Here is a 21,511-nt window from a genome sequence, read left to right on the forward strand (position 1 = left end):
TCCTGTTCATTCTTTTTCGCATCCTCCATGCTCCACCAGTGCAAAACCAAAAAAACTGCCGAGCCCGATACTGACCATGATGGAGCGCCCCTTCCTGCATACCCAGTCCTGCTCCAATCCCGAACTCAGATTAATGAACGGGTCGGTGGAGAAGGTATGTCCGATTCGCTGAATGTTATCCAGATATATCCGTTCAAGTCCAACTCCCGTACGTCGCGAGAATTCCTTCCAGGTAGTCCAGTTCACATTATGGGGAAAAATATGATCCACATCTTCGAAACTCAGGCTTTGCGTTGACAGCAGCTCTTCCATCCCTTGAATGATATGGTCCACATACAATCGGTTAAATGCCGAGATCTCATCGGCGGTTGCATGATAACCGGTGTGAAACCGGGTGTCTCGCAGCATATGCGTCGCCTGAATGACATGCTGACAGCTCTCTCTGCTCAATAGAACAGCTACGGCAGAATCACCCAGAATGGCCGATTTGCGCAGATAGCGCCATTCGGGAGGCAAAAAATTGAATTGATCTGCACAGATCAACAACACATTCCGAATGTGAGGTTGCGTTTGCGAGATTCGCTCAAGCCATTGAAGAGCGGCTATCGACGATGCACAGTTCATTTGGGATATACCATAGAACGGTACATGTTCCAGCCCGAAGCGCCGAAGGACACGCTGCACAAGCCTGTAATCGCTCGGTGTCTGCACCTGAAAGGAATGGACATAGAGAACAAGGTCGATTCCGGAAAGGGCAGGTCTGGTCTGGAGCCGTTCCACAGCCTGTGCGATCGTATCGTCAAGCATCTCGCCCGGTTCCGTTACAGGCACACCCTCGAGGCGGTGGTACTTGCGCAGAAACTGAAGCTCGCCCTTCCCAAGCTCCAGAGCAGCCAGCACCTCTTCCGGCTGCTGAATCTGTTCAGGCAAATAAACGCCAATATCCACAATACCGAACCCCAATGTTCTCCCTCCTTCTGCGATTAGTGTCCATTCATGCTCCATTCACAAGTCCGAATCAGCAAGGCGTGAATGAACGAATCCATCTGCTCCAGATGCATAAGACATATGTACTCTCCCCCGTCCTTCTCCTCCAGCATCTCCTGTAATGCGAAGAATGGTGCTGCACTCCAGCGCGATGGATCATAATTGCTCTTCGATCCACATTCGCTGTACCAGACAGCCTGATTGCACTGCTGCTCCAGATCAGGATGGATAAGCAGGTTAATCTGATTCCGGTGAATGGATGCCTGAGCACATAATCGATCCAGTACCATCTCCGCAGTATCGGCTATGGAATTCTCGGCATGTCGCATCTCTACCCCAAGCAGGGAGGGTCCAACGCCCGTCAATCGATCAAGGTATATTGCTGCAGCCGTGTCCGGCCCAGGTGGTGAATTAAGTTCCATCGTTTCATAGGGGAGAGCCGTCTGGTCCATGACCAGCAGCATGCCTTTCATGTAACCTTCTCTACCCAGATAGTGCTGAAGCATGTGGAGCGCCGCAAAAGGAGCACCAAAACCAAGATCATTTACAGCAAAACTGATAAAGCGAGCCTGATAACGATCCATCAAATAATTCACAATCGATATATCCGGGCGGGTATTCGGAAAATTGTATGCCAGCAGTAGCACATCCACATCCTGCATAACCTGATCAAGTCCCGTTTCCTCCAGCAGTTCCACACTCATCTCGTGATAGGCATTGTTGTTACGCCCCTGCAAAAGCTGAATGTCGTACTTGATCGGAGTACCCGCGAGCATGTCCTGATGAAATCGCAGCAGTTCCGGATGCTCGAACGGAGGCTTCTTCTCCGGGAACAACCTGACTCCCATCTCCCGTATGGCAACTGGCGAAGCCATCAGGCCGCAATGAGCTGCTTCTCAATATAAGCAGCCAGAGAGCCTACCGTATCGAATACATCGGGCTCCAGATCATCCGGGTCAATCTCCAGACCTTCAATCCGGTCTTCCAGCGTCATCAGCAGTTCCAGAACCGAGGTCGAATCCAGGTACAGCTCGTCAAATAAAGATGTGCTTAATTGAATATCCTGCCTGGCTTCCGTATTCAACACTTCAGCAAGGGCACCCTTGATCTCTTCAAGCAATACTGCAGTTGTCATGATCATCATCTCTCCTCATCAATTGGTTATTGCCGTGTGGGACACTTTAATCAAACGTTGCTTGGACAGTAGATCCTGCGGAGTATCTCGCTCACGGATCAAGTGAGCCTCCCCAGCGACAATCAGAACTTCCGCCGGACTTCCGTGACTCAAAAAGTGTGTGGGAGAAGCTGTTGGTCCATAGGCTCCGGAATGAAAAATGCCGATTAGATCGCCCCGTTCAACAGGTGGAAGTAGTACCCGCTTCCCAACAACATCGTTGGGCGTACATAAAGGACCCGTAATATTGTATTCGGCTACAGGGGACTCGCCATAACGCGTCAGGGAGGCAATCGGAAAGTTACGCTTCACGTAAGAACCTGTGCCCACCGCCGCCATATGGCAGTTCGTTCCACCATCAGTTACGACGAAGTGCTCTCCATACGATTGCTTGACGTACAGGGCACGACTGACCAGCATACCGCAGGTGCCTACCAGATAACGCCCAAGCTCCATAAACAGCCGGGTGTTGGCATGATTTCGCCGAAACGATTCGAACATTGGATTCAACTGTTCTGTCAGTGTGGCTATGGATAGAAACTGCTCACCTTCATGGTAGGGCACACCCAGTCCCCCACCTACATCGACCATACGTAGCGTGATATCCAGCTCGTTCTCCATTCGTTCAGCCAGTTCCAGAATATGACGGGTATTCTGAACGATCGGCTCTACATCCAACATGCGGGTTCCCATGTAGACGTGAAGTCCCATGATCTCCAGATGAGAGAAGCTCTCGAACTGTTCTTTCCCCTGGAGCACACTTTGTTCATCCATACCAAACTGACGTGGTTTGCCACCCATGGTCAGCCTAGAGCCTTTAACAGAAAAAGACGGGTTTACTCGCAGCGCTACCGACACGGTTCGCCCCTCACTTGCAGCGATGTTCTCAATGCGCTCCAGCTCCTGAAACGATTCACATACAATCGCATATATGCCCAGACTTATGCATGCAGTAATCTCATCATCACTTTTTCCCGGCCCCAGAAAAATAATGCTTTCTGGCGCTACTCCAGCCTGTACAGCCGTATGCAATTCGGCCAGGGAACACACCTCTGCCTGTGCTCCCATCTCCCGCAGCATGTTTACGATCGAAATATTGGGATTCGCCTTCAATGAATAGAACAGCTCCACTTGAGGCGTAAGCAATCCCCTGAGCTCCTGATACACCTGTTGCAACACATCCCCGTCATATACATACAGTGGGGTCCCGAATCTCTCGGCGATGTCCGAAACAGGCAACTGCTGAATCTGATATTCCGTAGACAATTACATCACCTCGTTCATGGAAGATAGGACGGCTTCTATCGCTTCATCGATTACTCCCAGCCGTTCAGGGGAGGACGCAATAATCACGCCATACAAACGTCCGGAGAACAAGGTCCCCTCACTTCTGAATGCCGCATTAACTGTGGCAAAATTATTGATCAATAATCCTTCACCACGTTTCGGTTCAAACATCAACTCACCCAGCCTGGAACGAAGTAGCCCGTATTCCAGCAGTTGATTAAGGCGGAGCGTATATTTTTTCGCCAGCCCAAATTTATTTTCGGGTAGCCATTGATGTTGAATGTTGGTCTGATAGGTAGACATATTAAACCTGGCATTAATCTCAAGATTGGGCCAGATTGTACCGTCCTCGTCCAGAATGGCGTCCATGCCGGCAATGCCATAATATCCATCTCGATATAGAGCTGCTCCAATTCGCATGGCCGCTTCGTCAATGACCTCAAGTTGAACATCGTTGAGCCGTGAAGGCATGAGATGCCCCTGATGCACGCCTTGCTCTACCAACGATTCCTTTACGCCAAGAAACTCTACTCCACCGGATCGATCGATGAGAATCTGGTAATTCAGGTCACAGATTTTATCAATCCATTGTTCAAGCACGTAGTTGATCTGCCGAATTCCCTTTTTGCTTGCTTGTTTCTCCAGCATGCTCATGCATTTGTGAAACCTGGCTTCATCGGTGATGACGGTAATTCCCTTGCCTGATACTCCCATGGAATCCTTCAGCACAAGCCGTCCACCCTGCTCTAGAACAGACTTTAGCTGATCGAAACCGGACACCAGTTCATCCAAAGACGTGCACTCAACGCCAGGAATCTGGCGAATCCCCAGCTCCGCGTTGAGACGGCGGGAATACCCCTTGTCATTCACCTTGCGGAAGATATCTGAGGATGGAACAGCCAGCGGAATTCCGGTCTGTCGTGAGAATTCCTCTTCCTGATCCGAGGTACCAAAGGGAACCAGATAAGCATTCGTTCCAGCAGCTTGTGACAGTTCTCGCAGCTTGTCCACAGTTCTTGGACAATTCAGAAGATTAGCGGTAATATTCATTGCCGGATCATTGTGCTCCACCGTTATGCATCGGGAGCGCCCAAACCCAAGAGCCTGTGCATCTGCCATGAATCCCTGATCCGGCGGACCCTTGAGCAGGATGATATCGTTCTCTCCAGCGAGGAAAACACCCAGTTCCTCCATCCGATTAACGACATCCGCAGCCGAGCCTATGCTTAATGAGGGTAGCTTGAGAATATCCGTTTCACTCCAGTACTCCTCCACCTCAAAATTGTTCAGATAGACAAAAGTAACGTCATACTGGCCCGTTAACGCCCACTTGAGCTTGCTCGAAAAATCCGTCAATACGGTGGTCACGGCTATTCCCTCCTATTCCTGCATATTGCATCACCGCTACGCTGAATGTAACTCCAAGTCCCACAGTTACAAGCAGATAATACTCCTCTGGTTGCAACAACTTCTGCTCCAGAATGGCTTGGAGATTAATATATGGGTCCGAGCAGAAGCAATGACCAATCTCCTGCACGTTGGATGTATATATGCGTTCAAGAGGATAGGATAAACGGATCGCCACCTTCTTCCACGAGGATAGATTCACATTGTGTGGCACGATGTATCGAATATCCTGCAACGTCAGACCCGCTTGCTCCACGGCTGCAACAATGGCTTCACATAACCGAGGAGTATAGATCTCCTGAAATTCCCTAAGAATCTGCGGGGTTCCCGTTAATACATTACAGAATTGGCCCAGTGTAATACTCGTAAGTCCAACAACACGGCTTCCATTGCCCTTGTTGCCCACCAGCACGGCGGCTGATGCCTCTCCCATTACGGTGGTATTGGGAATCAATTGCACAACAGGACTAAATGTTTTTTCACCTGTCAAAATTAAAATATGATCATCCGCTTCCAATGAAGGCAGCAATGTCTCGGCAACATTCAGGGCAATTAAGCCCGATGCACAGTTCTGCTGCGTAAGCGAAAACGCGATGGCATGCTGCAACCCGTAAGCCCGTTTCAGGGCTTGCAAAACTTTCATAGGAAAGGGAAAATTTTCCTGAATTGTGTGGCAATAAATGATATACTTAATCGAGTTGGGAGCGATCTCAGGAGTATTCACCACCTGGGTTAATACGCGCCCAAGCAACGAAGCCAGGTCTCCATCCCTGTCTTGCCGAACCTGTTTCAAGCCGTGAATTTTTTCCAGTACCTTTGTCTGGGCATTATTAAGTCCCAGCACCTCGTTCAGTTCCCTGATTGGCACAATGTGCTCCGGAATGTAAGACCATATTTGCTTGATATGCATCGGCTTCAGACACCTCGTTATCACTAACGTACGAATCTCACTGAACTATAGGGAGATAAAGAGCTTCCGCAGAAGCTCCCATCTATGAATCTAGCGTAATACGATAAGTAAGTAGGAAAAATCAGGCACGAGCCGCCGCTGCACGAGCTTCAACAGCACGAGCCGCTACAGCACGGGCTTCAACTGCGCGAGCGGAAGCCGCGCGTGCACTGACTTCACGTGCCTCGCCCAGTCCACTCGTTTCCAATTGTGCTGCTTCAATTTCTTTGCGTTTCAGTTGCTCCAGTGTAATGGGAGTCGCTTTAATGACCATTCATATCTCCTCCTTTCATCTTAGATACTCTGATTCTATAATCTCCCAAATTGGATTTAAACTGTAAATGGAGGTAAATGAACCTCTCACTCTCCTTACCCTGCTTCTGCACACGCGATGAACCCGACATACCAATCACATCTCCATTCCAATCAAACTATATTCAAGGGACGGTGAACGATCATGCTCGGACCCAAAATCCGGCAAATCCGGGAGCAGCTTGGACTGTCTCAGAAGCAACTGGCAGGTGAGGATATGACGCGTTCTTACATCAGCCTTATTGAAAAAGGCAGGGCCGTTCCCTCGCAGCGTATGTTGAAAATTATTGCCAGAAGGCTCAATACACCTATGGAGTTTTTTCTGGGAGGAAGTGCATCGACAGATACGGATATTGGGGGGGCTGTACTGGACAAGGCCAAATCCTATTATGCCGAGCAGAATGATTCTGCCTGTATCCGCATAGCTCATAAAGCGCTGACACTGACGGAGGATACATCGGATCAGTCAGAAGCCTACCTGCTCATTTTGCGAAGTTATAACAGGCTGGGGGATTATCGCCAAGCTCTGGATGAAGGGGAAAACGCAGCATTTACAGTCATCCGAACGGGTGACAGGGAACGTATTGTTGAATATTATCTTGAAATGGGGAGAGCAGCTTTTCATGCAGAGCTGTTTCATGCTGCCCGGAAACATTATGAACAGGCGTATACGTACAGCAGCAGACTCAAACATCTACAGGAAGAACATATCCAATCGCTGACCTTTCTTGGCACAACCCATTTAAGGCTAGGCAATGTGGATGAGGGGTTGAACTACTATCTCAAAGCGGAGAAGGAAGCCCAAATGGCGGGGCAACCGGAACTGTATGGCGAGATTACGCTGGGTTTGGGCAAAGCATATTATATGTCGGAACAGGACGGACACATGTTGTTAAGTTATGACTGGACCAAGAGATCCGTACAGGCCTATAAACAGGCGAGAAGTGAATCCTATGTTCTGGCACTTCACAACCTGGCCGTGATCCAGCTTCATATGGGGCAAAAAAAAGAAGCCCTCCCCTTGCTGGATGAATGCGCACGAATTTACGACAAACGCAATCTTCCCCACAAGAAGGCTTCCATATTGGAGGAAATCAGTAAAATTTATTTGGAGCAGCGTGAGCCAGAACAGGCAGAGGCCATCATCAAAGAAGCCCTTCAACTGCTCGATCAGCAAGATGAAGGGATGCTTCGTGCCAAACTGTATCGCTTGCTAGGTATTGTATTTCATGAGAAAAACAACAGTAATGAAGGCTATTATTTTCTAAGAATGAGTCACGATCTGCTTAAACGCATCTATGCAAACCGCGAGGCTGACATCAGCCATCAACTTCTTCTGCTAAGCCTTCAGGATCGTAAAATGAACTACGAGGATTATAAGTCATTTATCAAATAAAAGCAGATACCTTCTTCATCTAACAACTGAGGACATCGAGAAATGAACGGATGGATTTTTAGGGTCTCTGAACAGGGACCCTACTTCCGGGAATCCACGGTGAACGGGTACAGGATCAACCTCTCATCGAACAGGTACAGGATCATTCAGATCCAGCAGCGTTTGCATAGATACGGCATGTTTTGGTCCCTGCTGACCACTAGACTTAACTGACCCTGCATATGCCTCCGAAACATGAAGCTGTCCTGTAATAAAAGGCAGGAGCATGATGGTAATCATGCAGAGTTCACTTACCATTGTAACGAATTTGCTTCCTTTACTCTCCATGCTCATCTCTCCTCATGTTTATAATTGGGTAGCATCATCCACCAGGGATTCCTGGCAACCTAAGACGTATTGTACGGATAATTGCAATGACTTTAAATACGTTAATCACCATTTACCTCCACTTGCATATGAAACTCATGTATAAAAGGTCATATGAGCTTTGTCTTCGCGATAATAATCCAGCCTTTGCTTCATCGTACCTGTATGCAGTTCGAACAGATGTCCATCCGGATCGGTAAAATAAACGGATAATGCATCCCGCGGATCTCTCGGCCTTCCGGGAAGAATGTCAGCCCCCGCTGCTCGCAGCTGCTGCACAGACGCGTCGAACTCCTCTTCTTTGACGGTAAATGCAATATGGGTATAGGTTCGTTCCGTATAGTTGCGAATAACATCCTCCTTATTCAAGGCGATCCACAGACCGGCAAGCTCGAAATAAGCCAGTTTGCGTCCTTTCACCTGAATTCGGGCACCGAGAGCCTGCTCATAAAAGGTAATAGACCGCTCCAGATTGGATACGGAAAAGCACAAATGATTCATTCCCTGAATATTCATGTGGCTTCTGACACCTCCATCGATTTTAAGGATCTATCCTTATTATGGTATATCCTGTGCAAAAAACAACAGCCTGACTGCCTCCTCTCGCACCTTCTTCTGGGCGAATGCATAGGTTATCCGTATCAATGAACGTTCGAGGAGGATGTAAAGCGAATGAATCCTGTCTATCCTTTTTATGGTGAGAAAACGGTGTGCAAGGAGCAAAAGCTGGCATTTCCACCCCAGCATCAGGACCAGCAACCCGGTCTGGAAACCCTGATGGTGCCTGAACCGATTAGTGAAGATCCTGCTTACATCGGCAGCTGCAAACTCCAAGGCAAAGTTGCCATTATTACGGGTGGTGATAGTGGAATCGGACGGGCGGCCGCCATCGCTTTTGCCAAGGAAGGTGCAGATATCGTCATCGCTTATCTATATGAACGGACAGATGCCGAAAGGACTCGTGAACGGATCGAAGAATTGGGACAGCGCTGTCTCTTAATCGAGATTGACCTCCGCTTAAAGAAAAACTGCGAAACCGTCATACGCACGACGATGGAAACCTACGGGAAGATCGACATTCTGGTCAACAACCATGGCGTACAGTATGTGCAACCAAGCATTGTTGATATTACGGAAGAGCAGTTGTACCACACCTTTCAAACAAATGTGTTCGCCTATTTCTTTCTGATTCAGGCCGCTCTCCCCCATCTGTGCAAAGGTGCCTCCATCATCAATACGGCCTCCATTACGGCATACAAAGGCAACATCCAGTTAATCGATTATTCCTCCACCAAAGGAGCTGTCGTGTCGCTGACTCGAGTACTCGCCCAATCGCTCGCTGCACAGGGAATCCGTGTGAATTCCGTCGCCCCGGGACCCATCTGGACACCGCTCATCCCTGCCAGTTTCTCCGCGGAGGATGTACAGGTATTTGGAACAGATACACCCATGGGTCGAGCTGGTCAGCCTTACGAACTGGCGGCAGCCTACGTTTATCTCGCTTCCCGCGATTCATCCTACGTCACAGGTGAATGCATTCATGTCAATGGCGGCGATATGGTAACGACATAGGCTGATGTCAGGTTGGATTTGGCAGGTGTGGCAGGATATCGGTTGTCCAGTTGCGAAGAGGGTTAGGAGTATGATCCGGTTATGCCGGAGCCTGACATCTAGCGACAAGGAGCTGAACAACCTGATGAACTTCGATCCACTCTACCAACCGTACCCCTCTTACCGCGTGCCTGTGTATGCGAAACAAGGCATGGTCGCCACGTCTCAGCCACTGGCTGCACAAGCCGGTCTGGATGTATTGAAAAAAGGCGGCAATGCCATCGATGCCGCCATTGCAACTGCGGCAGCACTCACGGTGCTGGAGCCAACGTCCAATGGCATTGGCGGCGATGCTTTTGCCCTCGTCTGGACCGAGGGCAAACTGCATGGCCTCAATGCCAGCGGCCCTGCGCCTCAGGGCATATCCATTGAGGCGCTTCAAGCGGCAGGCTATACGGAGATGCCGAAGCTTGGGGTTGTTCCGGTGACGGTGCCTGGCGCACCGGCGGGTTGGGCTGAGCTGAGCCGCCGTTTTGGGCGACTCACGCTGGCGGAAGCGCTGGAACCGGCCATCCGCTATGCGGAGGAAGGTTATCCGCTTGCGCCTGGGCTGGCCCGCCACTGGGCAAGGGCAGCCGAGATCTATGCACGCCAGGGTGATGCGGAGGCAGGGCGTGCGTGGTTTGAGACATTTGCTCCAGGCGGGCGTGTTCCCGCAGCTGGAGAGATGTGGCGCTCGCCGGATCATGCGGCGACTTTGCGCCAGATTGGCGAGAGCGAAGCGCGAGACTTTTACGAAGGAGAACTGGCGGAACGCATTCATTCCTTTATGGATGAACACGGTGGTTATCTGACTCGCGAAGATCTGAAGGCTTTTCAGCCCGAGTGGGTTGATCCCATCTCCGTCTCCTATCGTGGTTACGATGTATGGGAGATTCCGCCGAATGGACAAGGATTGATTGCTCTCGCGGCGCTTAATCTGTTGAAAGGTTACGAGTTCGACGAGAAAGAATCCGTTCTGGCGTATCATCAACAACTTGAAGCCATGAAGCTGGCATTTGCCGACGGGGAGAAATATATTACCGAAGAACGCAAAATGGGTATCACGGTGGAGGAACTGCTGTCCGAAGCATACGCGGAAGAACGGCGCAAACTCATTGGTGATACCGCACGTGCACCTGAGGCAGGCGATCCACGAGCAAGTGGGACAGTCTATCTGGCTACGGCTGATGGTGAAGGCAACATGGTTTCGTTTATCCAGAGTAACTATATGGGCTTCGGCTCTGGATTGGTTGTTCCGGGGACAGGCATTGCTTTGCAGAATCGCGGACATAATTTCTCACTGGACCCTAATCATGCGAACGCCCTGGAGCCAGGTAAACGAACCTATCACACGATCATTCCGGGTTTCCTCACCCGTGGCAGTGAAGCGGTTGGGCCATTCGGTGTCATGGGCGGTTTCATGCAGCCGCAGGGTCATGTGCAGGTGGTCATGAATACGATCGATTATCACCTGAACCCACAGGCCGCCTTGGATTCTCCACGCTGGCAGTGGACGAAGGGCAAAACAATTCTCGTGGAACCGGGTTTCCCGCAGCACATTGCACAGGCACTCGCCCGCAAAGGACATGATATTCAAGTGGCACTCGATCCATCCCAGTTTGGACGCGGTCAGATCATCTGGCGCAACCCGGACAATGGCGTATTATGCGGGGGTACGGAAACCCGAGCGGATGGCTCGATTGCGGCTTGGTAAAACTCGCGTCATTTTATAATAGGATGATCACCTTATCATCCGTATAGGGTGCTATTCTATGGCACAAGAGAGATGATTCATGTCATCTCTCTTGTGCCTTTTTTCGACTTCTAACATCAGTAAACAACATACTGTAGATATTTATGTACCCTTTTAACCAGAGAAATGTAAAAATAATGTGTAATTCATGAAAAATACTTATTTTTTCGTAAATTTTCACTACATACCATAAATCACAGTGCCTTTCTGACCGATATAGATAGAGGGAAATCCTCACCATATGTGTCATCATGTACACGTCATTCCCTGGAGCTAAGGAACCATGCAAAACAGAAAAATGCGACTACAGAAATGAGGGTACCACACATGAAAACAAACAAGAACAGACGCGCAGGTCTAGGTCTCACCATAATGATGATCCTGACGGTACTGATCCTGGGGGCATGTTCAGCCAACAATACAACAACGGCAACAGACACAAGAACAAAGGTTGGGATCGTGCTTACGGAAGTGGGTCTGGGTGACCGTTCTTTTAATGATGCTGCTTTTGATGGACTGGTTCAGGCCAGAAATGAGAAAAGCATTGTCTTTGACTATCGTGAACCGGGCGACAATGCCGAAGCTGCATTTGAAGAGTTTGCAGAAGCCAAATTCGATCTGATTATCGGCCTAAGTGATACGGTCCAAGCGGATATGGAGAAAGTTGCATCCAAATATCCTGACCAGCAGTTCCTCATGATTGACAGTAAGTCCGAACTGCCTAACATTGCCTCCATTTCATTCCGGGCGGAAGAAGGAAGTTATCTGGCAGGCGTTATTGCTGCTATGGCTTCAACGGAAAATCATGTCGGCTTCCTTGGTGGAATGGAGATACCGGTCCTTCGTAATTTCGAGCAGGGTTTTAAGCAAGGTGTTCTGGCTGTCAAGCCGGATGCAACCGTTGATGCTGTCTACGCAGGGGACTTCGGTAATGCCGAGCTCGGTGAACAACTGGCTGCACAGATGATTCAGGAAAAGGGCGCTGACGTGATCTACGTAGCTGCCGGTCTCACAGGCGTAGGCGCACTGACGGAGATTCAGAAATTAGGGAAATACGCCATCGGTGTAGATACCGATCAATTCTTTTTGGCGGAAAAAGCCATTCTTACGTCCATGCTAAAAAATGTGGATGTCTCTATCTATAATGCCGTTAACACGTTTATTCAAAACAATCATACCTTCCCTCAAAAGGAAATCGTGGAGGGGCTGGCGGAGAACGCTGTGGGTCTGACTGCTCTACATAATATCACGCTCAGTGATGAACAACAGCAAACCTTCGAAGATCTGAAAGCAAAGATCTCTTCCGGTCAAATCAAAATTACGCTTGATCAATAACCCATCGGATACAAGGAGGTACGCCCATGAAACTACAGGGAAAACTGATACTTAATGCTCTAATCTCACTACTTCTATGCCTTGCGCTGGTCGCATATATCATCATGCAATTGCTCGGTATGAATGCCAAAAATCAAAATCTGGTACCCGCCATGCTCAAGGTTAGTGAACTGAATGCCAATCAGATTCAGACCCAGCAAGCGCTGGATGTCTATTCGTTCTCCATGACAGCAGGAAACCAGGACGCCGTGCTTCGATTGCTGGATGAAGGTCAGACGATGATTCAAGAACTTACGGACGGATTGCTGGAAACGGATCAGCAGTTACAACTTATTCAGTCCATCGAGACGAAGTTAACAACTCTCAACCAGGGAGCCACCGAAGCGATGAGCGCGATGAACAGTGCGGAAGCGAAACGTTATAGCACTCGGGTTCGGGGCATACAGAATGATATCTATTCGTTAGATGAGATGACTCGGGATCGTTATGATCAATACACCGTCGATTTGGAACATGATATCCAGCAAACGTGGGAAGTCGCTCTCGGTGGAGCCATCGTATTGCTTGTCGCCGTGATGCTGTTTAATATGTATACTTCACGTCAGATCGCCAAGCGTATTCGAACACTCAAAGACGCCGCGGGACAAATTGCGGACGGCGACCTGACCGGACAATTACCGGAAGCTCGGGGCAAAGATGAACTCGATGACCTGAGTCGCTCCTTCGGGATCATGACCCATAATATCCGCGGCATTATTCAATCGATTGGTGCGGCGGGTCATCGTGTCGATCTGATGGCGCAAGATATTGACCGCGGCAACGATACAGCCCAAGCGATTGTGCAGCAAGTATCCCGCACCACGGAGGAACTCTCGATTGGCAGTCAAAAGATTGCCGAGGATCTGAGTGAGACGGTGATGGTTGTGGACAAAATGCAGTCTACCTTCAATAGCAATCTGGAGGCCACTTCCCAATCGGTGATCGATGGTCGTGAAGTATTAACTACCGTTGAGGAAGGTAATAAGGCAGTAGCAGAGCAACTCCGCCTGGCCGAAGTGAATCGCATGGCGATGGCCGAGGTGGAACAAACGGTGCGGGAACTGGAAGAAAGCGCGGTTCGAATCACCACGATGACAGCATATGTATCGGAGATTGCCAAACAAACGACCATGCTCTCGTTAAATGCCTCCATAGAGGCTGCTCGTGCTGGAGAAGCCGGACGTGGCTTCGCTGTTGTTGCGGGCCAGGTGAATAAACTCGCCGAACAATCTGCTCAATCGGTCAAGCATATCTATGCGGCTGTGGGAGAGATCACAACCTCCATGGACAAGGTGAAGAACTCTGTAGCGCAAAGCAAGCAGTTATTCGGCGAACAGGAACAAGCCACCAGCCAGACTCGCGAATCTTTCTCTGCTATTCGTGAAAGTGTAGAGCGCATTAGTACGGGTATCCATCAGCTTGCTGAGGACATGCAACACTCCAATGAACTCAGTACACAGGTGCAACAGGCCATTGAAAATATCAGTGCCATCACCGAGCAGTCGGCTGCCAGCAGTGAAGAGATCACCGCCTCCACGTCGGAACAACAACGTTCCTTCGCTGATGCAAGTATCAAGGTGAAGTCATTGCGTGATATCAGCGCAGAGATGCATCAGGAACTACTTCGATTCCGACTGTAAGCAGGATACAGGGAGAATTCGGGACGGACGTAGGCCGGATGTCGTTTAGATGTCGTTTAGATGCAGATTATAGGCAGATTATGGGCAGGTTATGGGCAGGTTATAGGCGAGCCAGGATCAGCTATCGTGAACATACAAACAAATAAAGGGGAGCCTCCGTCATAAATCATGACAGGGCTCCCCTTTTCAGTAATTAATCGATGTTCTTCTAAAAATTAATTCGTTTCAAAGATATGAAAGTATATAAATTGAACTAAACATTTACACAAAACAGAGAGGACAGAAAGAACCTGAAGAAGCGGAGCTACAAGTTTTCTGTAAGAAAATTACTTTTAAAGCATACGCTACGCCTAAAAGCTTTCTGAAAGAAAGCTGCTTCGGAAGCATACGCAATCCCCGGATTTCCCCCTTTATAAAAGGAATAAAACACTGGAGATATCAGCGATCGGAAGGTTGTTCTGTCACCGGAGTGTCCAGTGTAAATATTCTTTAGTTCAAATTATATAGATAACAAGGCATCAGCGTTTCAGATCCAAACGTTTAACGAACTGAGCAAACCTTATTGTGCCACTAATTGCGGATTATAAAATCTAACGAATCTCAGGCACTCTATTCCCTAATTTAGCCTGGTTTTTCAGGTGTTTTATCTGAAATACGCAGAAATAACGTGGATGAGATTCGTTAGCTTTTACTCCTCGATGTAAACCATGGCATAAGGTGTGTCAGGTTCACTAGGGCATTGGGCATTGAATACTGATTACTGGGTACTCAACAATGGACAATGTACAATGAGCAACATGCACTCGTCTACTTTTGGTGCGCTGGTTTGTTGGTTCATTGGATCACTTGCAGTTTGGAAATGGGTCGTCATGGGCAGTAGCCCCAAACCGCGAGCTTCCCCCACTGCCCCATCCTCACAGTGCATCGATGATGTCTCCGGCCAGCAGGGACGATGGGTCACCGCGCAGCAGGGCTGCGCGTTCGGCGGCCTGTCCGTGAAGATATACGCCGAACGTGGCGGCTTGCTCCGCGCTGAACCCTTGGGCAAGCAGACCGGCGATGATGCCGGTCAATACGTCTCCGGCACCGCCAGTCGCCATGCCGGCGTGCCCGGTGGTGTTGATGTACGCCTCGCCGGACGGCGTTGCGATGACCGTTCGTGCTCCTTTGAGCACAAGGGTCACGCCCTGCTCGCGGGCGTATTTTGCAGCGTGTCCAAGGCGGTCACGCTGCACCTCCTGGGTCGACATGCCCAGCAGTCGGCCCATCTCGCCAGGGTGCGGCGTCAGGATTGTCGCCGCACTTCGCTGGCCCCAGTCGCGAGGCCCATGTGGGCCAGCGTCTGCCAGCATGTTGAGGGCGTCCGCGTCGATGACGAGCGGACGATCCGTATGTTGCCACAGACGGCGCAGCCAGTCTGTGTCGCCCTTGAAGCGGCCAAGGCCTGGGCCGGTCGCGAGCACGTCGCGGCTCTCCGCGAGACGCAGCACGGTGGAGGCGGAAGCCGCGTTCCATTCGCCGCTGTCGCCATCGGAGGCGGCAGCAAGCATGAGCTCGGGCACGGTGCCGATGACATGCGGCAGCAGTGCCGCGGGCAGCGCCCATGTGGCGAGCCCGCAGCCTGCGCGCAGCGCGGCCTTGGCCGAGAGCAGGCCAGCGCCGCTCATCGGCAGACTTCCTGCGGCCAGCAATACGTGGCCGTAGGTGCCCTTGTGGCCGTCCGGTGCCCGGAGACGGCCTGTGTCCACGCGCAGCGCACGGCGCAGCACCTCGTCCGTCAGCAGACGGACCGAGGGGCCATGCTCTGGCGCAAGCCGCGCGGGAATGCCGATGGCGCGCACCACAATGCGCCCCGCGGCAGAAGCGCCCGGGTACTGCACCAGCCCGCGCTTAAGCAGCGCGAGACATACGGTCACCCGGGCTTGAATGCAGGGCTCGTACACCTCTCCGGTGTCGGCGTCCAGCCCGCTTGGCACATCGGCGGACACGACCGGCTTGCCGCTGTCGTTTGCCGCCTTAATCAGCGCCGCGTAAGCTCCGCGCGGCGCCCCCCCGCGAGCCGGTGCCCAGCAGCGCATCCACGATGCCTGTGCACCGGCTGAAGTCCACGGCTTCGCGCCCGTGGACAAGAGCAGGGATGCCAAGCTTCGCGGCGGCATCCCGTTGCACTGCGGCTTCGCCCCGCAGTGCATCAGGGGCATCGGCGTAGACCAATGTCACGCCAAGCCCTGCTTCAACCAAATGGCGCGCGGCCACCAGCCCATCGCCGCCATTATTACCCTTGCCGATCACCGGACCCGGTGTGTGCCCGCCTCGCATCTGTCTTGCTGCTATAGCCCAGCTGCCCTGAATCCGCAAGCCAGCCTTCTGCCTGCACTTCCCGGCACAGCTTGATCACTTCCTCGGCTATGGCGCGGCCTGCATTCTCCATTAGACTTGCTGCCGGAATACCGAGCTGATGAATAGTATACTCGTCTACAGCCCGCATCTGTTCAGCGGTTACGATAAACAACGTTCATCCCTCCCCGTGACAAGCTCATCTCTTACCTAAAAGTAGCAACGTCGCACCTCAAAGCTACATCCTATATGTGTATCACTATATTCCCTTACCCCATCCAGTTACCACAATCCAATCGATACATCATCGGAAACTCTATCAATTCCGTGTACGAGACTTTCAGATTAAATTATCCATTCCAAAGCCTGTCTACGCTTAATAACCTACCGTAAACCGTGCTTGGATAAATTGCGGATCGTCCAGTTCGTCCACCAAAGCCGCTGCAAAATCGCCAACCGAAATCGAGCTTTCCCCGATATCATCCGTAATCACACGGTTCATGCCAACCCGGAACTGGCCTGTCCGACGTCCTGTTGTGATTGTCGCAGCAGGGCTCATGTAGGTCCAGTGAATACCCGATGCTTCAATCAGGTCATATGCTTCTGCATGGGCTTTCGCCAGTGGTTTGACTTCTTCCGGGAATCCTGGCGTATCCATCAGCATCTCACCGGAATCGGTCATCAAACTTCCCGCTCCACCAACCACAACCAGACGTCCTGTTTTTGCCCGGCGCACACCCTCGATCAACGAACGTGTCACTTCCAGCATCTCTTCTTCTCCACCAAACTTCGGTCCATATGCACTCACAACCGCTTCCTGACCCGCTGCAAAATCAGCCACCTGATCCGGGTTAAGCAGATCTCCCTGTTCTACACGCAAACGCTCATGAACCATCTCAATCTTCGAAGGGTCACGCACCACCGCTGTCACTTCATGCCCACGATCCATCAGCTCCCACAGTATCATCTTGCCAATCGCTCCGGTTGCTCCAAAAATGGCTACTTTCATATGAATTCCCTCTTTTCTGTAGATATCATTTCATCAACTTACCGTTATTTTAATACTTAATCCTATTGTTATATACCTTAAACGGCTCACGCCATCTTAAACCGGATGTGAACACTTGTAAACCTATCTCTTACAGCTTATATGTTGAAAAATAATTTTCACTCCACTACCGGATGAAACACCGACACTCAGAAGTATCCCCTCTCCCCACGATCAAGCAACACAGATCATGAAAAAAAGCCGCTAATGCGGCTATACTGAGATGATTTCATTATGATATGAAGTTTAGTCTCACACCAAAATTCAGTTTTCGTTCCGCTAGGTAGTCGGTCCTTCTTCTCCCTGCCTCCACCACATGCCCTCCGATTTCGGGCTGGTGTATTCAAATCCAAATTGAGCATACAGTCGATCAGCCGGAACATCCGCCAGCAGACTGACCAAACCACGGGCAGGTACTGCTTCACGCAGATAATTCATAATCTCGCTCATGATCAGTTTTCCATACCCCATTCCCTGAACATCCGGGTGTACAGCAATATCGACGACCTGAAAGAAACAACCTCCATCTCCAATCACTCGCCCCATACCTACCAGCACATCTTCTTCACGCAGACATACGGCAAACAGGCTATTCGGTAATCCAATCTCCGCTCCTTCCCTGCTCATCGGGCTAAGACCCGAAATCTGCCGTAAGGCAAGATACTCCACCGCTGCGGGTGGTGTGTGTTCAATACTCACATGATCCATGAATTGTGCCCCTTTCTGCTTGAATTCATCTACTTCCTGTGTAATAGTGAGAGAAAGCTTACGTGAAGCGTGTTTCATGATACGTGAAGTTGGTGCAAAGGAGGAACAAGTGTGTTTCAACGTTGGATTGAGGATCTGACATCACGCCCAGGTGCTGTGGCTGTGCTTCTTGGCGTCATGGCTTTGCTTCTGGGAATATACATATGGTCTGCCACTGAAGTTCGCCGCAGCCACGAAAGGCGAATGCAAAGGATACGAGATACATTATACATAAGTACAGCCCTCTTGGGACAACTTACCATCCAGGAAAATCGGAATTATGAACGGTCGGAACACGAACATAACGATCTGATAACGGCAATGTTAGCCTGCAAAGCTGCATCTTACCTATCCCCTCAGCTACAGGACCAGATCCGTGACTGTATTAAGGATCATGATCCTGCCAGAATCGGACTGATGCACAGAGCACTGGAACGGGAATGCACCGTATTATCGGATGAACTCAGCCGGGAGACTCATGCAGATCATTGGGGCACAGCGCTCTGGACCATCCTTCGGCCCGTAGCCGAACCAGCCGCACTGGCGGCTACAGGGTTTCTGGTTACAGATCTGGTATTTCGTCAGCAGATGTTGGACGTGCATGTGGACTCATGGGACAGCATCTTGCCATGGATTCGCGCAATTTCCCTAATGATCACCATAATATATGGTTACCTGCTCTGGGCCAGCCCACGCCGGGATATACCAGGTACAGTAACCAAAATGCTCTCCTTGCTGATCGCGCTATGCTCCTTGCTCCATCTGATTGGACCTGTTGCTGCGCCCTACGCCCTTGGATTACAGTTGATCTTGTTCACTTCAGGCTTTGGTCTGACCGGAACACGCTCTCGCAGTGATCGCCCCTACGCAGGACATACGGATCTGGAACCAACGAAGCAAGTCTCTACAGAGCTGGAAGGGAATACACGTCGTACATCTGGTACCAACACCGACGAATAACTAACGCATTGCTCCTTCCATAACATTGATCTTAGAGATCCACCTCGATGATACGAGACTCGGCCCTCCTTCGGCTGGATTTTCACAGATCAGGTCGTGTCTCCTTACTCGGCATGCTATACGATGATGAATGTCAGTGTCCCAAAATTATCGAGCTCTCGTCTGGCTGTTCCTATTGAGTAGCCAGTCGATTTTCTAAGGAACACAGGACGTCTTATATTACCTCTACAGCCTCTTTCAAAATTGTAAAGAACCTCAGACACGTTATTTCCCAAAATCGCTCGATAAAAACGCTCTAAAACGCCGTATATTTCGATATAACGTGTCTCAGATTCGTTGCTATGAACGTTTTTGTCAAGCCCATCACAAAAAGCTGCTTTTCCCCGAAGCCCTAAGCGCGGGAGTCCATATGCGAGCGACGGTTGGCACGCTGCTATCCGTGGGTTGGTTACCACATGGTATGCCTTCGTCAAGGAGAGCTTTTACAAGCTAGCCACGCACGTTCAGCCCATTAAAAGCCTAGTGCAAACGAACCTCGTACATTCTCTCCTGAACCTTCCATGAACTCCCGGGCCTAAGGCTCCGGAGTTTTCCCCTTCTTCCTTTTAAACCATCCGTCTCTTCAAGATGAATAACAGATTACTGAGCGTTCGGTAGCTCCAACGTTCGGGCGACCGCCCAAATGAACCCGGTCAGTTTCCTGGCCACCGCGGTGACCGCGACATTTTTGTGTTTGTTTAATCCATAAACTAAACGGCGGAATTTTCGGTGCAGCCGTTCCTGGGCTTTCCATGAAATGAGCTGTATGTCCGCAGGCAGACCTTCCAAACGGCGGGCCAAATCCCCTTTAATCGCAGGCCGATGGCGGTAACTCCATGCCGATTCAATCAAGGTGCGACGCAATCGTCCATTTCCCGCTTTGGTGAGCGAGCCTCGTTGGGTACGGACTCCAGACGAATGCTCACGCGGAACCAGGCCCAAGTAAGCCATGAGCTGAGCAGGGGAACGGAAACGGGCAAAGGAACCAATCTCCGCAGCAAGCGTGACGGCCGTGAGAAATCCAATGCCACGCAGAGACTGTAAAATTTGAATCAAATCGGCTTTAGAGCTGGTCGCCGCCTCTTCAATCAAGGCTTTTTCCAGTCGACCGATGCGTTGCTCGATCTCGTCCATGGCATGAAGGTACTCCGTAAACGCAATCTGCATAGGCGCAATTCGGGAAGGTCAGTTGTCCAAGCCATACGCGATATTTTTTCGTCCAGCGACGTTTGATTTGTTCAGGCGGATGGATCTGATGACGCAATAAAAATTTGAGCACGCGTTGACGAGCCCGGTGAGCATCTTCTTTTGCCGATTCGCGTGCCCGAACCAATTCACGAAGCGCCTCATCTTCACGTGCTGGAACGTAAATCGGCGTAAGCTCGCCTGCACGGAACAGACGTGCCAGTTGCTCGGCATCCCGTCGATCGGTTTTCACGTGATCGCCGGAGCGTTTGGGGATGAGGGAAGGGGCAATGACGACACAATGGGCCCCCATGGATTCGATCCAGCGGTAGGTTTCGTATCCTGTAGGACCGGCCTCATAACAAAACGAGAGGGAGCTTGCCGGACCCAATTCTTTGATGAGTTTGCGTAAGGCAGCAGGCGCATGAGCAATGGTGCCGTAATACCGCGGCTTGTCTTGACCCTCGTCAGCAATAGCGACAGAATTTTTTTCTTTGGATACATCTAAACCGATGAATTTTGTGGTAGACTTCATAGGGATAGCTCTCCTTTGCTGTGTAGCTCTGAAATGGTGGTCTTCTTACTGTCCATTTTAACCTACGATGTGCAGCAATATGGAGGGCTATTTTTTGTGGTTACGTTCATCATAGCTAGCGCTCAATCCCTGCTCATGCTCTGTTCCAAGAGCGACTGAGAGGACAAGCTCGTGTCCCTCCCTTACGAAAAGAAAATTTTCATTGGTAGAGGAAAATAGGAAAATCGCTTTTGCGACGTCCTGATCGCTAGCTCGTACATTCAGTATGCAGCACGCTTTCCAACTCTGGACTCGTTAATATACGTCTCGGCTTTCAGTAGATTTTGAAAGAACGCTCTAAATCCAACGTATCTGCACTCAAAAGGGGGCTGTCCCATAAGTCATAAAAATGGCTAGGGACCGCCCTGTTTTCAAAATTGTAA

At 50.4% G+C, this 21,511-nt stretch carries 20 protein-coding genes and 1 pseudogene; 6 read left to right on the top strand and 15 right to left on the bottom strand.

Features of this window, described 5'->3' with window-relative positions:
• Positions 1-6 precede the first annotated feature (6 nt).
• From QVE09_RS26270 to QVE09_RS26300, 7 genes are all read right to left on the bottom strand, one after another.
• Entirely contained in the window at positions 7-963 is a 957-nt protein-coding gene (locus QVE09_RS26270) for a 3-oxoacyl-[acyl-carrier-protein] synthase III C-terminal domain-containing protein (RefSeq protein WP_315939187.1), read from the bottom strand.
• A gap of 20 nt (positions 964-983) precedes the next feature.
• Positions 984-1,862, bottom strand: coding sequence for a hypothetical protein (locus QVE09_RS26275; RefSeq protein ID WP_315939188.1), 879 nt, complete (start codon positions 1,860-1,862; stop codon positions 984-986).
• Positions 1,862-2,122, bottom strand: coding sequence for an acyl carrier protein (locus tag QVE09_RS26280; RefSeq protein ID WP_017690901.1), 261 nt, complete (start codon positions 2,120-2,122; stop codon positions 1,862-1,864). Before QVE09_RS26280 ends, QVE09_RS26275 begins: the two co-directional genes overlap by 1 nt.
• An 18-nt stretch (positions 2,123-2,140) precedes the next feature.
• Positions 2,141-3,427 (bottom strand): diaminopimelate decarboxylase, encoded by a 1,287-nt coding sequence (lysA, locus tag QVE09_RS26285; protein WP_315939189.1) that lies wholly within the window; start codon positions 3,425-3,427, stop codon positions 2,141-2,143.
• Positions 3,428-4,816, bottom strand: coding sequence for a preATP grasp domain-containing protein (locus tag QVE09_RS26290; protein WP_315939190.1), 1,389 nt, complete (start codon positions 4,814-4,816; stop codon positions 3,428-3,430).
• Positions 4,755-5,765: a 3-oxoacyl-[acyl-carrier-protein] synthase III C-terminal domain-containing protein gene (locus QVE09_RS26295; RefSeq protein WP_315939191.1), complete on the bottom strand. Its 1,011-nt coding sequence runs from the start codon at positions 5,763-5,765 to the stop codon at positions 4,755-4,757. Before QVE09_RS26295 ends, QVE09_RS26290 begins: the two co-directional genes overlap by 62 nt.
• A 121-nt stretch (positions 5,766-5,886) precedes the next feature.
• A complete protein-coding gene (locus QVE09_RS26300) occupies positions 5,887-6,078 on the bottom strand; it encodes a hypothetical protein (RefSeq protein WP_315939192.1) in 192 nt (63 codons plus the stop codon).
• 183 nt (positions 6,079-6,261) lie between these two features.
• On the opposite strand from QVE09_RS26300, the gene QVE09_RS26305 reads away from it, so the two are divergent.
• On the top strand, positions 6,262-7,512 hold the full coding sequence (locus tag QVE09_RS26305) for a helix-turn-helix domain-containing protein (RefSeq protein WP_315939193.1): 1,251 nt from the start codon (positions 6,262-6,264) through the stop codon (positions 7,510-7,512).
• A gap of 123 nt (positions 7,513-7,635) precedes the next feature.
• Here the strand turns inward: QVE09_RS26305 and QVE09_RS26310 are convergent, their stop codons facing one another.
• Both QVE09_RS26310 and fosB read right to left on the bottom strand, forming a co-directional pair.
• Positions 7,636-7,839, bottom strand: coding sequence for a hypothetical protein (locus tag QVE09_RS26310; protein ID WP_315939194.1), 204 nt, complete (start codon positions 7,837-7,839; stop codon positions 7,636-7,638).
• 135 nt (positions 7,840-7,974) lie between these two features.
• Positions 7,975-8,394, bottom strand: a complete 420-nt coding sequence (fosB, locus tag QVE09_RS26315; RefSeq protein ID WP_315939195.1) for a metallothiol transferase FosB — start codon at positions 8,392-8,394, stop codon at positions 7,975-7,977.
• A gap of 156 nt (positions 8,395-8,550) precedes the next feature.
• Between fosB and QVE09_RS26320 the strand changes: the two genes are divergently transcribed.
• The 4 genes from QVE09_RS26320 to QVE09_RS26335 all read left to right on the top strand — a co-directional run bounded on the left by QVE09_RS26320 (position 8,551) and on the right by QVE09_RS26335 (position 14,238).
• Entirely contained in the window at positions 8,551-9,450 is a 900-nt protein-coding gene (locus QVE09_RS26320; protein WP_315939196.1) for a glucose 1-dehydrogenase, read from the top strand.
• Between the two features lie 124 nt (positions 9,451-9,574).
• The gene (locus QVE09_RS26325; protein WP_315939260.1) at positions 9,575-11,185 is read left to right on the top strand and encodes a gamma-glutamyltransferase family protein; all 1,611 of its coding nucleotides are present in this window, start codon (positions 9,575-9,577) and stop codon (positions 11,183-11,185) included.
• A gap of 366 nt (positions 11,186-11,551) precedes the next feature.
• Positions 11,552-12,559, top strand: a complete 1,008-nt coding sequence (locus QVE09_RS26330; RefSeq protein WP_315939197.1) for a BMP family lipoprotein — start codon at positions 11,552-11,554, stop codon at positions 12,557-12,559.
• 26 nt (positions 12,560-12,585) lie between these two features.
• The gene (locus tag QVE09_RS26335) at positions 12,586-14,238 is read left to right on the top strand and encodes a methyl-accepting chemotaxis protein (RefSeq protein WP_315939198.1); all 1,653 of its coding nucleotides are present in this window, start codon (positions 12,586-12,588) and stop codon (positions 14,236-14,238) included.
• 757 nt (positions 14,239-14,995) lie between these two features.
• On the opposite strand, the gene QVE09_RS26340 is transcribed toward QVE09_RS26335, so the two are convergent.
• From QVE09_RS26340 to QVE09_RS26355, 4 genes and pseudogenes are all read right to left on the bottom strand, one after another.
• Positions 14,996-15,163, bottom strand: a complete 168-nt coding sequence (locus QVE09_RS26340; RefSeq protein WP_315939199.1) for a hypothetical protein — start codon at positions 15,161-15,163, stop codon at positions 14,996-14,998.
• Positions 15,153-16,750: pseudogene (locus QVE09_RS26345) on the bottom strand (NAD(P)H-hydrate dehydratase). The gene QVE09_RS26340 and the pseudogene QVE09_RS26345 overlap by 11 nt, the downstream one beginning before the upstream one ends.
• 201 nt (positions 16,751-16,951) lie before the next feature.
• A complete protein-coding gene (locus tag QVE09_RS26350) occupies positions 16,952-17,584 on the bottom strand; it encodes an NAD(P)-dependent oxidoreductase (protein ID WP_315939200.1) in 633 nt (210 codons plus the stop codon).
• Positions 17,585-17,902: 318 nt separating this feature from the next.
• Positions 17,903-18,331, bottom strand: coding sequence for a GNAT family N-acetyltransferase (locus tag QVE09_RS26355; protein ID WP_315939201.1), 429 nt, complete (start codon positions 18,329-18,331; stop codon positions 17,903-17,905).
• 111 nt (positions 18,332-18,442) lie between these two features.
• Here QVE09_RS26355 and QVE09_RS26360 point away from each other — a divergent pair, with 111 nt between their 5' ends.
• Positions 18,443-19,330 carry a hypothetical protein gene (locus QVE09_RS26360; RefSeq protein WP_315939202.1) on the top strand — a complete coding sequence of 296 codons (888 nt, stop codon included), beginning with the start codon at positions 18,443-18,445 and terminating at the stop codon, positions 19,328-19,330.
• Between the two features lie 639 nt (positions 19,331-19,969).
• Here QVE09_RS26360 and QVE09_RS26365 read toward each other — a convergent pair.
• On the bottom strand, positions 19,970-20,503 hold the full coding sequence (locus QVE09_RS26365) for a transposase (RefSeq protein ID WP_315939203.1): 534 nt from the start codon (positions 20,501-20,503) through the stop codon (positions 19,970-19,972).
• The gene (locus QVE09_RS26370) at positions 20,454-21,089 is read right to left on the bottom strand and encodes an IS110 family transposase (protein ID WP_315939204.1); all 636 of its coding nucleotides are present in this window, start codon (positions 21,087-21,089) and stop codon (positions 20,454-20,456) included. Before QVE09_RS26370 ends, QVE09_RS26365 begins: the two co-directional genes overlap by 50 nt.
• Between the last annotated feature and the right edge of the window lie 422 nt (positions 21,090-21,511).

Origin of the sequence: Paenibacillus sp. ClWae2A, from assembly GCF_032452295.1 — a bacterium.
Classification (GTDB): domain Bacteria; phylum Bacillota; class Bacilli; order Paenibacillales; family Paenibacillaceae; genus Paenibacillus.

Bases quoted from the DNA above. Each gene is read 5' to 3' on its own strand.
- QVE09_RS26275 (WP_315939188.1), bottom strand. From the start codon at position 1,862: ATGGCTTCGCCAGTTGCCATACGGGAGATGGGAGTCAGGTTGTTCCCG.
- QVE09_RS26280 (WP_017690901.1), bottom strand. From the start codon at position 2,122: ATGACAACTGCAGTATTGCTTGAAGAGATCAAGGGTGCCCTTGCTGAA.
- QVE09_RS26295 (WP_315939191.1), bottom strand. From the start codon at position 5,765: ATGCATATCAAGCAAATATGGTCTTACATTCCGGAGCACATTGTGCCA.
- QVE09_RS26300 (WP_315939192.1), bottom strand. From the start codon at position 6,078: ATGGTCATTAAAGCGACTCCCATTACACTGGAGCAACTGAAACGCAAA.
- QVE09_RS26305 (WP_315939193.1), top strand. From the start codon at position 6,262: ATGCTCGGACCCAAAATCCGGCAAATCCGGGAGCAGCTTGGACTGTCT.
- QVE09_RS26310 (WP_315939194.1), bottom strand. From the start codon at position 7,839: ATGGAGAGTAAAGGAAGCAAATTCGTTACAATGGTAAGTGAACTCTGC.
- fosB (WP_315939195.1), bottom strand. From the start codon at position 8,394: ATGAATATTCAGGGAATGAATCATTTGTGCTTTTCCGTATCCAATCTG.
- QVE09_RS26320 (WP_315939196.1), top strand. From the start codon at position 8,551: ATGAATCCTGTCTATCCTTTTTATGGTGAGAAAACGGTGTGCAAGGAG.
- QVE09_RS26325 (WP_315939260.1), top strand. From the start codon at position 9,575: ATGAACTTCGATCCACTCTACCAACCGTACCCCTCTTACCGCGTGCCT.
- QVE09_RS26330 (WP_315939197.1), top strand. From the start codon at position 11,552: ATGAAAACAAACAAGAACAGACGCGCAGGTCTAGGTCTCACCATAATG.
- QVE09_RS26335 (WP_315939198.1), top strand. From the start codon at position 12,586: ATGAAACTACAGGGAAAACTGATACTTAATGCTCTAATCTCACTACTT.
- QVE09_RS26340 (WP_315939199.1), bottom strand. From the start codon at position 15,163: ATGCACTGTGAGGATGGGGCAGTGGGGGAAGCTCGCGGTTTGGGGCTA.
- QVE09_RS26350 (WP_315939200.1), bottom strand. From the start codon at position 17,584: ATGAAAGTAGCCATTTTTGGAGCAACCGGAGCGATTGGCAAGATGATA.
- QVE09_RS26355 (WP_315939201.1), bottom strand. From the start codon at position 18,331: ATGGATCATGTGAGTATTGAACACACACCACCCGCAGCGGTGGAGTAT.
- QVE09_RS26365 (WP_315939203.1), bottom strand. From the start codon at position 20,503: ATGGACGAGATCGAGCAACGCATCGGTCGACTGGAAAAAGCCTTGATT.
- QVE09_RS26370 (WP_315939204.1), bottom strand. From the start codon at position 21,089: ATGAAGTCTACCACAAAATTCATCGGTTTAGATGTATCCAAAGAAAAA.